Source organism: Streptomyces sp. NPDC002156, assembly GCF_053593675.1.
The window spans coordinates 1-11,598 of the sequence record NZ_JBSFDA010000243.1 but is presented as its reverse complement, the minus strand read 5'-3'; the positions used below and the strand labels follow the sequence as shown (position 1 = coordinate 11,598).

12 protein-coding genes are annotated in these 11,598 nt (G+C 69.6%); 6 read left to right on the top strand and 6 right to left on the bottom strand.

The window, feature by feature from the left end; genetic code table 11:
* The first annotated feature begins 158 nt into the window (after positions 1-158).
* Positions 159-545, top strand: coding sequence for a hypothetical protein (locus tag ACWCRB_RS46145; protein WP_451001801.1), 387 nt, complete (start codon positions 159-161; stop codon positions 543-545).
* Between the two features lie 34 nt (positions 546-579).
* Here the strand turns inward: ACWCRB_RS46145 and ACWCRB_RS46140 are convergent, their stop codons facing one another.
* The 3 genes from ACWCRB_RS46140 to ACWCRB_RS46130 all read right to left on the bottom strand — a co-directional run bounded on the left by ACWCRB_RS46140 (position 580) and on the right by ACWCRB_RS46130 (position 2,546).
* Positions 580-1,428 (bottom strand): isoprenyl transferase, encoded by an 849-nt coding sequence (locus ACWCRB_RS46140; RefSeq protein WP_451001800.1) that lies wholly within the window; start codon positions 1,426-1,428, stop codon positions 580-582.
* Positions 1,429-1,481: 53 nt separating this feature from the next.
* A complete protein-coding gene (gene recO, locus ACWCRB_RS46135; protein WP_451001799.1) occupies positions 1,482-2,231 on the bottom strand; it encodes a DNA repair protein RecO in 750 nt (249 codons plus the stop codon).
* A 63-nt stretch (positions 2,232-2,294) separates the two neighbouring features.
* Entirely contained in the window at positions 2,295-2,546 is a 252-nt protein-coding gene (locus ACWCRB_RS46130; RefSeq protein ID WP_451001798.1) for a hypothetical protein, read from the bottom strand.
* Positions 2,547-2,878: 332 nt separating this feature from the next.
* Between ACWCRB_RS46130 and ACWCRB_RS46125 the strand changes: the two genes are divergently transcribed.
* Positions 2,879-3,715: a helix-turn-helix domain-containing protein gene (locus ACWCRB_RS46125; RefSeq protein ID WP_451001797.1), complete on the top strand. Its 837-nt coding sequence runs from the start codon at positions 2,879-2,881 to the stop codon at positions 3,713-3,715.
* A complete protein-coding gene (locus tag ACWCRB_RS46120; protein WP_451001796.1) occupies positions 3,697-3,966 on the top strand; it encodes a DUF397 domain-containing protein in 270 nt (89 codons plus the stop codon). Before ACWCRB_RS46125 ends, ACWCRB_RS46120 begins: the two co-directional genes overlap by 19 nt.
* Positions 3,967-3,968: 2 nt before the next feature.
* Here ACWCRB_RS46120 and ACWCRB_RS46115 read toward each other — a convergent pair whose 3' ends face one another.
* Positions 3,969-5,057, bottom strand: coding sequence for a 3-oxoacyl-[acyl-carrier-protein] synthase III C-terminal domain-containing protein (locus tag ACWCRB_RS46115; protein ID WP_451001795.1), 1,089 nt, complete (start codon positions 5,055-5,057; stop codon positions 3,969-3,971).
* Between the two features lie 206 nt (positions 5,058-5,263).
* On the opposite strand from ACWCRB_RS46115, the gene ACWCRB_RS46110 reads away from it, so the two are divergent.
* Together ACWCRB_RS46110 and ACWCRB_RS46105 are read left to right on the top strand one after the other, a co-directional pair.
* Positions 5,264-6,058, top strand: coding sequence for an SDR family NAD(P)-dependent oxidoreductase (locus ACWCRB_RS46110; protein WP_451001794.1), 795 nt, complete (start codon positions 5,264-5,266; stop codon positions 6,056-6,058).
* On the top strand, positions 6,055-6,867 hold the full coding sequence (locus ACWCRB_RS46105) for an enoyl-CoA hydratase/isomerase family protein (protein ID WP_451001793.1): 813 nt from the start codon (positions 6,055-6,057) through the stop codon (positions 6,865-6,867). Before ACWCRB_RS46110 ends, ACWCRB_RS46105 begins: the two co-directional genes overlap by 4 nt.
* Here ACWCRB_RS46105 and ACWCRB_RS46100 read toward each other — a convergent pair.
* Together ACWCRB_RS46100 and ACWCRB_RS46095 are read right to left on the bottom strand one after the other, a co-directional pair.
* Positions 6,857-9,133 carry a M4 family metallopeptidase gene (locus ACWCRB_RS46100; protein ID WP_451001792.1) on the bottom strand — a complete coding sequence of 759 codons (2,277 nt, stop codon included), beginning with the start codon at positions 9,131-9,133 and terminating at the stop codon, positions 6,857-6,859. The two genes, ACWCRB_RS46105 and ACWCRB_RS46100, sit on opposite strands and share 11 nt — an antisense overlap.
* A gap of 349 nt (positions 9,134-9,482) precedes the next feature.
* Positions 9,483-10,376, bottom strand: a complete 894-nt coding sequence (locus ACWCRB_RS46095; RefSeq protein ID WP_451001791.1) for a LysR family transcriptional regulator — start codon at positions 10,374-10,376, stop codon at positions 9,483-9,485.
* A gap of 177 nt (positions 10,377-10,553) precedes the next feature.
* Between ACWCRB_RS46095 and ACWCRB_RS46090 the strand changes: the two genes are divergently transcribed.
* Positions 10,554-11,474, top strand: a complete 921-nt coding sequence (locus ACWCRB_RS46090) for an SDR family oxidoreductase (RefSeq protein WP_451001790.1) — start codon at positions 10,554-10,556, stop codon at positions 11,472-11,474.
* The last annotated feature ends 124 nt before the right edge of the window (positions 11,475-11,598 follow it).

Genomic DNA, 11,598 nt, shown 5'->3' with positions numbered 1-11,598 from the left:
CGTGCCTGGCCAGGCACGGCCAGGCACGGCCAACCAGGTTTGCAGTGCGCGAAGTTGACGGGTCATCAGGTCAGCTGGAAGGGGCTCGAATCCGCCCTGTGGACGGCGGCGGGCGTTGTCACAATGAGTGGCCCGTCGACCTATCCACGGAGCTGAACATGCGTAGACCCGCTGTCCCGCTGGCCGTTGTCGCCGCCCTCGGCATTCCGTTGACGGCGGCGACCCCTGCCGCCTCGGTCCCCGTCCCGCCAACCGAGGTCATCTGCCAGGACTGGTCCATATACCCGCAGTACATCCGCCACATCTTCCTCAGTCCGGACAACCCCACGGCTGTCAGGGACTTCGACGAACTCCCGGAGATCCTCAGCTGCTACGAGTGGTCGGGGTCGACTCCGGCCACGGTGTCGTACACCATCAGCTACTCCATGCACGGGGTGGACCATCCCGACGGGTACACGGGCACTCTCACCATGGGGCACGGCTTCTCGTGGGGCACCCCCACGCCGGGCCATGTCTACCGGGCGAGTTTCACGCTCGTTCCCTGACCCACCGAACCCGGCCATGCCCCCCGGGGGGCGTTCAGGCCCCCGGGTTGCCCTTCATGTCCCGCTGCATTTCCAGCAGTTGCTCATTCGGGACCGCGCCGCCGAACCGCCGGTCACGGGAGGCGAATTCGACGCAGGCGCGCCACAGGTCGCGGCGGTCGAAGTCCGGCCAGAGCACGTCCTGGAAGACCATCTCTGCGTAACTCGACTGCCAGATCAGGTAGTTGGAAGTCCGCTGCTCGCCACTGGGCCGAAGGAAAAGGTCGACGTCCGGCATGTCGGGGTAGTAGAGGTACTTCTGGATGGTCTTCTCGGAGACCTTCTCGGGGTCGAGCTTGCCGAGGGCGACATCACGCGCCATCGCCTTGGCGGCGTCGGCGAGTTCGGCGCGACCGCCGTAATTGACGCAGAAGTAGAGCGTCATGGCGTCGTTCTTCTTGGTCTGCTCCTGGGCGACCTGGAGTTCCTGTACGACGGACTTCCACATCCTGGGCATACGCCCGACCCACCGAATCCGGATGCCGAGCTCGTCCATTTCATCCCGCCGCCGACGGATGACGTCACGGTTGAAGTTCATGAGGAAGCGGACCTCTTCCGGGGACCGCTTCCAGTTCTCGGTGGAGAAGGCGTAGAGGGAGAGATTCTTGACGCCGAGTTCCAGGCATCCCTTGAGGACATCGAGGACGACGCCTTCGCCGACCTTGTGCCCCTCGGTACGCGGCAGGCCGCGTTCCTTGGCCCACCGTCCGTTGCCGTCCATGACGCACGCCACATGGTTCGGTACGAGCTCGCCGGGGAGCTTCGGCGCGGTGGCGCCGGAGGGGTGCGGTTCCGGCGTCTTGTACTCACGACGCCTGCCCCCCAGGATTCCGCGTACGGCCATGTGCTTCTCGTCTCCCTCTTGCTCTTGCTCTTACTTGCTTGCGGTGCTTGTTTCTAGTTCTTCTCTACGTAGCGCAGGGAGCGCAGGCCGCGCTCCAGGTGCCAGTGCAGGTACGCGGACACCAGCCCGCTGCCCTCCCTGACGTAACGCGGCTCGCACGCGTCCGCGGTCTCCCAGTCGCCCGTCAGCAGCGCGCCGAGCAGTTCGAGGGCCTGGGGAGAGGGTACGACGCTGCCGGCCACCCGGCAGTCGACGCAGACGGAGCCCCCTGCGGACACCGAGAAGAACCGGTTCGGGCCCGCCATGCCACACCTCGCGCAGTCACTGAAGGTGGGCGCGTAGCCGTTGACGGCGAGGGAGCGCAGGAGGAACGCGTCGAGGATGAGGTGGGGCTCGTGCTCGGCGCGGGCGAGAGTGCGCAGGGCGCCGACGAGCAGCAGATACTGCTGTACGGCGGGCTCGCCCTCGTGGTCCGTGAACCGCTCCGCCGTCTCCAGCATGGCCGTACCTGCGGTGTAGCGGGCGTAGTCGGTGACGATGCCGCCACCGTACGGAGCGATCGTCTCGCTCTGCGTGCACAGCGGCAGCCCGCGTCCGACCAGGTCGCTCCCCCGCGAGAAGAACTGCACGTCGACATGGGAGAAGGGTTCGAGCCGGGCCCCGAACTTGGACTTGGTCCGGCGTACCCCACGGGCCACGGCCCGTACGCGCCCGTGACCGCGTGTGAGCAGCGTGATGATCCGGTCGGCCTCACCCAGCTTCTGGGTGCGCAGCACGACACCGTCGTCACGGAACAGGCTCATGGGGTCATTGTCGCGTACGGAACGGGGGTCCAGCCCCTAGGGCCCTCAGGGGGCCTGGTGGCCTTAGGGGACCTCACCGCGACTGCGTGCGTTCGCGTACGCCGTGGCCGCGCTCAGGCGTTCCGCCGGGGTCGCCGGCCGCAGGCCGTCCGGGGCCGCGTCCCACTCCCTGCCGCCGCCGTACGATCTCAGCTGGACGTAGGGACCCTCGTGGCCCATGACCAGGCCCACCTTCCCGGTGCGGGTGTCCATGACGTACGAGCCGACCTCCGGCCGTCCCGGCTTTCCCGACTTCGTCCGCCGTACGTCGTTCATCGCAGGGCCGCCGCGATCCGGGCCGCCGTCTCGACGCTGCAGCGCCCCAATTCGATGAGCGGACGGGGTACTTCCCGGGCGACACTCGCGGCGTCCAATCGGAGCGTCGGCAAGGTAATCCCGGCATTTTCCAACGCCGTCCGCAATTCCTTCACAGTTTCCTCCGCTTCTTCGACGCAGTCCGCCGAGTGTGCCGTCTGTCGTGCCGTCACCGTGCTCCCCTTGCTAATCGAGTTTCACTCTTCGCACATCTACGGTGACGTGTTGTGCCTACACTCGGAAGGCTCTGGGCGCAGCAACGACGGTGCAGTTGAAGGGGGTTCGGTTCGGTTATGGCCAATGGTTCACAGCGGCAGGCTGCTTGGGAGTTCTTCGGGGCCGAGTTGAAGCGGCGGCGGGAGGAGGCGGGGTTAACCCAAGTGGAGTTGGGGGCGATGGTCTTCGTCTCGGGTGGTTACATCGGACAGTTCGAGCAGGCCATTCGTAAGCCGCAGTTGGACGTGGCGATGCGGATTGACGACGTCCTACAAACCGCAGGTTTTTTCGAGCGTACCTGGCGCAAGCTCATCGACGACAAACGCTACGCGGATTACTTCGCGGAGGTTGTGGAGCTTGAGCGGACGGCGACGAAGATCTGTGAGTTCGCCCCGACGGTGATCCCGGGGCTGCTACAGACGGCCGCGTACGCGCAGGCGGTCACGCTCGCGGCCAACCCGTTCGTCACGGACGACTACGTGGCCGAGAAGGTCGGCGCCCGACTGGAACGCGCGCGCATCCTCAAGGACGCTACAAGGCCCGAGTATTGGGCGATCCTGCACGAGGCCACCCTGCGTACGCCTGTCGGCGGGCCGGCGGCCATGGCCGAGCAACTGGAGCACATCGCCACGCTGGCCCGGGAGCGGAAAGCGCTGGTGTTGGTGGTTCCGTACTCAGCGGGAGCGTTCGCTTCCATGCTCGGGATGCTGAAGCTCATGGAGTTCGAGGACGCGCCGCCGACCCTCTATACAGAGACCTCGTTTTCGGGCGACCTACTCGACGACCCGGCGGTGGTGAAGCGGGCACAGCGAGCATACGATCTGCTCAGGGGTGCCGCACTGTCGCCGGAGGCGTCCCTCGCCCTGATCGAGTCGGCGGCGGAGGACCACAGACGATGCGCGAGTTCGACCTGAGCAACGCCCGCTGGCACAAGAGCAGTTACAGCAATGGCGAGGGCGGCAGCTGTGTCGAGGTCGCGCACGACTTCATCGGCGCCGCCCGCTGGCGTAAGAGCACGTACAGCAACGGCGAAGGCGGGGACTGCGTCGAAGTGGCCGACGGAGTCCCCGGCATCGTGCCCGTCCGGGACAGCAAGGTCTCGGACGGGCCCGTGCTGCTCCTCGGGGCCGACGCCTGGGCGGAGTTCGTCGGTTCCGTGGTCTGAGGTCAGCTCACCGGAACGATGAGCGCTCCGCGCTCCGGGCCGGAGCCGACGACCGAGAAGCAGACCTCCTCCTGCGGAGCAATCGCTTCCGCGGTGAGGTCGGCGTGCAGCAGGGCGATCGTCGAGACGGCCGCCGTGTTGCCGATCGTGCGGACGTGCGCGGGCGCCTGTTCGGCGGAGATGTCCATCTCCTCGCGGAACGCGTCGACCAGCAGCGGGCTGGCCTGGTGGGTGTAGAGCCTGGTCACCTCCTTGAGGTAGCCGGGGCGGGCCTCCTCCAGCGCCTCGTGGTTGAGGGTCATGCCCCGGCTGTAATAGCGCCTGATCTCGGGTGAGTTCATGCCGTACCCCGAGAGTTCGCAGGAGCCCGGGGAGCCCGCCGGGTGCCTGGTGCCGCCGCCCGGGAAGTGGATCAGGGGGTCCGTGAGCCCTGGCTCGGACCCGAACGACTGGCTGTCCCGCGAGTACAGCACCAGCCCCTCCGACTCCTCGTCGCGCCGCAGGACGAGTGCCGCCGCACCGTCCGAGAAGAGCGCCATGGACGCCCACAAGTTCTTGCCGTACGGGTGCACGGCGTTCTCGGCGTAGTGGGGCAGCAGGGAACCGTCGGGGCCGGTGCCGACCCGGCTGGCCACGTTGTACGCGACGACCAGCGCCCGTTCGGTGCCGGTGGCCGCCACGACAGCCGCCGCGCGCGCCAACCCCGCGCACCCGGCGCCGAGTTGGACCGGCGGGACGTGGTCCGGGATGCCCAGCATGCGCAACAGCGCGAAGGCGTCCTGGTCGAGCATCACCTCGTACGGGGTGCACGTCACGAGGACGACCCCGGTGACGTCGGCAGGGTCGAGGCGGGCGTCGGCCAACGCGCCGCGGGCCACCCCGGCGACGGTCTCCAGGTCGGCGAAACGGCCGGGATCCCAGGCCTTGGACTCCACGCCCAGCATCCGGGTGATGGTGTCCCCGGCGAGGGTCTCACCGGGCTTGCGGCGGTCGGGGACGCGGGTCCGCCGGGCCCAGGAGTCGATGTCGATGACGGTGCCGAGTTCGGCGCGGGCGCCGCCGATCTCGTAGGGGAAGGGACGGACTTGCAAGGTGGGGACCTCCGTACAAGGGGCTGGACGTGCGGATCATGGGCTCGAACTGCTCGCCGGGCGAACCGTGATTGCGCCAACTGGGTGGTCCCTCACGGAAGTTCACCCCTCGGGGCATATCAATGCGCGCTCCGGCCGGTACCGGTGAAACGATCACCCACGGTTTTCGGCCAGTAACTCAGCGACAGTGAAGGGGGCGTGGGCCAGTGACGGTCATCGCGCAGATGACGGACGGCTCTCCGGCGGCGGACCGAGGGGCACCGGCGGTACTGGTCGGCCGTACCGCCGTCATCACCGGCGGGACGACCGGACTGGGCCGGGAACTCGCCGAAGGGTTCCTGCGTGCCGGGGCGCGGGTGGTGTGCGGGGCGCGGCGGGAGCACGGCGTCGTCGGCGAGGTCGTCGACCGGTATCCGGACCGGGCCGCCTACGTGGCCTGCGACGTGCGCGAACCCGAGTCCCTGGAACGGCTGATGGCCGATACCGCGGAACGGTTCGGCGGGATCGACATCGTCGTCGCCAACGCGGGCATCACCCGCAACAACACCGTGCGGCGGCTCAGCACGGAGCATTGGCGCGAGGTCATGAGCACCAACGTCGACGGCGTCTTCCACACCGTCCGGGCCGCGCTGCCCCACCTGGAGCGCGCCGACGGCGGCACGATCCTGACGGTGTCGTCCGCGATGACGTCCCACCCCATGGCGGGCGCGGGTGCGTACGTCGCCTCCAAGGCGGCGATCGAGGCGTTCACGCGGTGCTGTGCCGTCGAGTTCGCCTCCCGGCGTATCCGGGTGAACTGCCTGGCGCCCGGCATCCTGAGCGTCGGCATGGGCGAGGCGGTGGCGGCCGACGAACGGCTGCGGGAGCTGTACTGGCCCCGCCTGCTGTCCGGCCGGGCGGGCACCCCGCAGGAGGCGGTGGACGCGGCGGTGTTCCTGGTCAGCCCGGCGGCCTCGTACGTCAACGGCCACGTTCTCGCTGTCGACGGGGGTGTGCTGTGACGGTCTCCGTCCGCTACGAGCACGAGCTGGCGTGGGTGTGGCTGGACCGCCCGCCCTTCAACCTGTTCGACTCCGCCCAGCAGTTGGGCGCCGACATGGCCCTGTGCGAGCTGCGCGAGCGGCCCGACGTACGCGCGGTGCTGTTCATCGGGGCGAACGGTCACTTCTCGGCGGGCGGGGACGTGGCGGAGATGGGCACGCTGACGGCCGCGCAGGCCGCCGAGTACGCGGCCCGTATCAGCCGTCTGACGCGCGAGGTCGCCGCGCTGCCGGTCCCGGTGATCGCCGCCGTGGAGGGGTACGCGCTCGGCGGCGGCCTCGAACTCGCCCTCGCCGCCGACGTACGCGTCTGCACGCCCACCGCCCGCTTCGGGCTGCCCGAGATCCCGCTCGGCCTGATCCCCGGCGCGGGCGGCACCCAGCGCCTGCCCCGGCTGGTCGGCCTGTCCCGGGCCAAGGACATCCTCTTCTCCGGCCGCCAGGTCGACGCCACCGAGGCCGAACGGATCGGCCTGGTCGACGAGGTCGTCCCCGAGGGCACCCTCGTCGACGCGGCCCGGGCCCGCGCCCTCCGCTACACGGCCGGCCCGCCCGACGCCCTGGCAGCCGCCAAGCGCGCGACGGACGCCGCCCACGAAGGCCCCCTCGACCACGGCCTGGACCTCGAACTGGCTCTCTTCACGCCGTTGCTCACACCCGGAGCGCGCACGGTGCACTTCCGGAGCTTCCAGAAACGAGGACAGCGGGCCGGTACCAGTACGGGTACTGGTACCGGCCTGCTGTCAGTCGGTGATTCGGTCAGGGAGTGAGCTGCCAGCGCTGGATGTAGCCGACGTCGATCGCAGCCCGGTCCTGCACGCGGAGCGTCCACGTGCCGTTGAGGGGCTGGGCCGAGGCGTCGATCGTGAAGGTCTGGTCGACGTTGTCGGCGCCGCCGCCGCTCCGGTTGAGGAGTGAGTAGACGGTGCCGTTGGGGCCGACGAGGTCGACGGTCAGGTCACCGCGGTAGGTGTGGACGATGTTGACGTAGACCGAGGTGGTCGCGGAGGCGTTGCCGTCGCGGCCCTCGATGGTGATCGGGGACTCCACGGCGGCACCGACGTCGGGGATGTCGACGCGGGTGGTGGTGGCGTAGATGTACGCGATCCGCCAGCTGAAGGTGTCCGTGACGGACGAGCCCGTGTCATCGGTGACCGTGAGGGTGACATCGCCGGTGCCGAGGGTGGTCGGCGTCCCGGAGATCAGACCGCTCGCACTGAGGGTGAGGCCGTCGGGCAGGCCGGTGGCCTCGTAGGTCAGGCCCGCACCGGAGTTGGTGGTGTAGGCGTCCACCTGGAGGCTGACCGCCTGGCCGATGCCGCTGGTCTGGTCGGCGAGCGGGGCGACGTTGACGCCGAGGGCTATCCGGCCGCCGACGTTGATGGCGGCCCAGGCGTCGGCGACGGCGAGGTAGGTGGGGCTGTAGGCGCCGAACAGGTCACCGGCCGCCTGGAGGGTGGCGGTGCGGGCGCCCGCGTAGTTGGTCGACGACGTCATGTACGTCGTCAGCGCCCGGTACCAGATCGCGGCGGCGTTCTCGATGCCGATGCCGGTGACGGGCTGGCCGTCGTAGGTCGCGCTGTCGTAGGCGACGCCGTTGACGGTCTTGGCGCCACTGCCCTCGGAGAGCAGGTAGAAGAAGTGGTTCGCCGGGCCCGAGGAGTAGTGGACGTCGACGCTGCCCAGGGTGGAGCTCCAACTGTCGCGCGAGGAGCCGTCCTTGGAGGGCTTGTCCATGTAACGCAGCGGCGTGCCGTTGCCGTTGATGTCGATCTTCTCGCCGACGAGGTAGTCGGCGGGGTCGGCGGCGAGGTTCGCGTGGAACTCGACGGCCGCGGCGAAGATGTCGGACGTCGCCTCGTTGAGACCGCCGGACTCACCCGAGTAGGTCAGGTTGGCGGTGGCGGCGGTGACGCCGTGGCTCATCTCGTGGGCGGCCACGTCGAGGGAGGTCAGCGGGTGCGTGTTGCCCGAGCCGTCGCCATAGGTCATGCAGAAGCAGCTGTCCTGCCAGAAGGCGTTGACGTAGTTGTTCCCGTAGTGGGCCCGGCTGTAGGCGGCGACACCGTCGTTGCGGATGCCGTTGCGGCCGTACAGGTCCTTGAAGTAGTCCCAGGTTGCTGCCGCACCGAAGGCCACGTCGACACCGGCGGTCTGGCGGTTGGACGGCAGACCGTCGCCCCAGACATCGTTGTCGTCGGTGAAGAGGGTGCCGGTGCCGGAGGTGCCCTGGTTCAGGTCGTACGTCTTCTGCCCGGCGCGGTCGGGGTCGCTGAGCTGGTACGTCGATCCCGAGAGCGTGCTGCCGACGGCGACCGGGCCGACGTACTGGCCGGTGCCTTCGCCCGTGTGCACCTTCTCGGCGGCGAGGAGCTGCTTGCCGGTGCTCGCGTCGGTGACGACCTGCAGTTCGCTGGGCGTGCCGTCGGGCTGGACGCCCTCGACCAGCGTCTCCCAGGCCAGGACGGGCTTGGTGGCACCGGCCCAGACGACGAGGCGGGCCGCGCGCTCGGCCTCGGCGCCGGTGACCTCGGCACCCTTCGCCGCCGCGAGAGCCTTGCCGGTGGCGTTGGCGGCTGAGAGCTTCGGGGCAAGGGAAGGCAGGGCAAGGGTCGCGCCGCTCGCCTTGGAAACGGTGGTGCGGTTGCTCTTGAGGTGGACGACCAGGTCGCCGCCGAGGACGGGCAGTCCGGCGTAGGTGCGCTCGTAGCGGGTGTGGACGGTGCCGTCGGCGTCCTGGACGACATCCTTGACGACGAGCTTCTCCTGCGCGCCGAGGGCGAGTTGACGGGCCGTGGTGCCGGCCGTGGTCTGCGCGCTCTTGATCAGCGAGGCACGCCGGGTCGCCGTCAGGGGCACGGCGGCGGCTCCCGCGCGAGGCTCGGCGGTGATCTTCGCCGGGGCGGGGCCCGGGTCGGCCGGGGCCGCGGTCGCGGTGCCGACGGGGGCACCCATGGCGAGCAGGGTCCCGATGGTGGTCAGCGCGAGGGCGGTGGCGCGTCTGCGCCGGAGGGTGGTGCGAAGTCGCCGGGGCAACGTGTTCTCCTTCTGCGGCGGTCGGCCCGTGGTGGGGGCCGAGGTGGGGGCGGACCGACATGGATGTGGCCGGTCCGGAGCGCTGCACGGCAGGCGGGTGGAAGGAGGTGGGGGGTGAGTGGGGGATGTCCCGCATGATGCGGGCGTGAAGGACGTGAAGGAATGGTGAACTTCGGCAAGCAGCGTGGCACCGCGTGCCTTGCCTTGTCATGTGAAGGCCAAAACAACGGCTTGAAATGGGCATGCTCAACTGGGAATCGTCCTGCTGGGCGCACGTTTTCAGCCGCACGGGCAGTCACCAAGCGGAGAGCGTGCTGCCGACGGTGCCGGGGTGGACGGCGGGCTGAGTTCAGGCGGTACCGGTGCCGCCCGTCAGCAGGGCCCGCGCCACCTTCCGGAAGGCGGCGAGCAGACGACTGCGGTCGTCCACGCGGGTGGCGAGGACGACATGGCTCGGTTCGATGCCGTGCAGGGGGACGGTGGTCAGGTCGGGCCGGAGCCGGTCCGCGCCCATGCCCCCCGGGACGATGGCCACGGCCTGCCCGGCGGCGATGAGTTCGAACTTGTCCTCCAGCGCCCGGACGAGCGGCCCCTCCGGTGCCCGGCTGCCGTCCGGACGCGGATCGATACGCCAGAAGGCGTTCCAGGCCGCGTCCTCGCTCACCCGGGGCAAGGGTTCGTCGGCGATGTCGTCGAGGGTGACGGACTCCTTCCCGACGAGACGGTGATCGAGCGGAACGACCAGGACCCGGGGTTCTTCATAGAGGACGGTCACCTCCAACTCGTCGGTGGGGAGCGGGAGTCGGGCGATCACGACGTCGACCCGGTGGTCGAAGAGCGCGGTGCGGGGTTCGTTCCAGTCGAGGTGCACGGCCCGTACGTCGGCGTCGGGATACCGGTGGCGCAGCTCCCGTACGGCCGGAGTGACGATGAGATTCGACGTGTAGCCGATGACGAACCGGCTGGGCTCGGCGGCGGCGCGGGTCTGGGAGGCGGCCCGGGTGGCCGTCCGGAGCAGCGCCCTGGCATGCGGCAGAAAGACCTCTCCGGCCTCGGTGAGCCGACTGCCCTGCGGAGTCCTGTCCAGCAGCCGAGCCCCCAACTCCTTCTCCAGCCGCCGGATCTGCCGACTGAGGGAGGGCTGGGCGATCCGCAGGGCCTCGGCGGCACGGCCGAAGTGCAGCTGCTCGGCGACCACGACGAAGTACCGCACGAGGCGCAGATCGAGATCGGTGTCTGCCATGTGCCAAGCGTATCGGGCGAGTTGACTATCTGAACCACGAACACAGGACTGACCTTTGGTGATGCCTGATACGCATTGCCCATTCCGGAACAGGCCTTGGACCGGGAAGGGACCCGACACCCACGCTGAAAGCACACCGGCCGACACCAGGAGGCCGGTAGTGAGAGGGAGTTCATCATGCGTGTGTTCGTCACCGGGGCGAGCGGGTTCGTCGGGTCCGCCGTCGTACGGGAGTTGCTCGGCGCGGGTCACGAGGTGGTCGGGATGGTCCGCTCGGACGAGTCGGCAGCATCGCTGAAGGAAGCCGGGGCGGAGGTACACCGAGGCACCCTGGACGACCTCGACAGTCTGCGGGCCGGGGCGGCGGCCTCGGAGGGCGTGATCCACACCGCGTACGTCCATGACTTCCGCGACATGGCGGAGGCGGCGCGGACCGATCTGCGGGCCGTGGAGACGATGGGCGAGGCGCTGGTCGGCTCCGGCCACCCCCTCCTCATCTGCTCCGGGACCGCGTTCTCGCCGGGTGTCATGGCGACGGAGGACAACCCGGGCGACCCGTCGAGGTCCCACATGTACCGGCTCGCCTCGGAGACGGCGGTGATGCGGCTCGCGGAACGCGGGGTGCGGGCGTCGGTCGTACGGCTGCCGCCGACCACGCACGGCAAGGGGGAGTACGGCTTCGTACCCCGCCTCATCGACATCGCCCGCGCCAAGGGCGTCTCGGCCTACACGGGCGACGGCACCAACCGCTGGGCCGCCGCCCACCGCTTCGACGTGGCCCGCCTGTTCCGGCTGGCCCTGGAGTCGGCCCCGCCGGGGACCCGCCTGCACGCGGTCGCCGAGGAGGGCGTCCCGGTGCGGGAGATCGCCGAGGCGATCGGGCGGGGGCTGGGGGTACCGGTGAAGTCGGTACCGGCCGAGGAGACCCAGGACCACTTCGGCTGGCTGGGCAACTTCTTCGCCCTCGACCTGCCGGCGTCGAGCGCGGTGACGCGGGAGGGGTTGGGGTGGGAGCCGGTGGAGACGGGGCTGCTGGCGGACTTGGGGGCGGGGTACTACTTCGACTCGGCGGCGGACGGAGGCACGACGGCTCCCTGACCGCTTTTCCTCGCCCCCGCCGCCCCTACCCGTCCCATCCTTCTGGGGGCTGCGCCCCCAGACCCCCTCGTCCTCAAACGCCGGACGGGCTGAAAGACCAAGCGCCGGCCGGGGCATTCCAGCC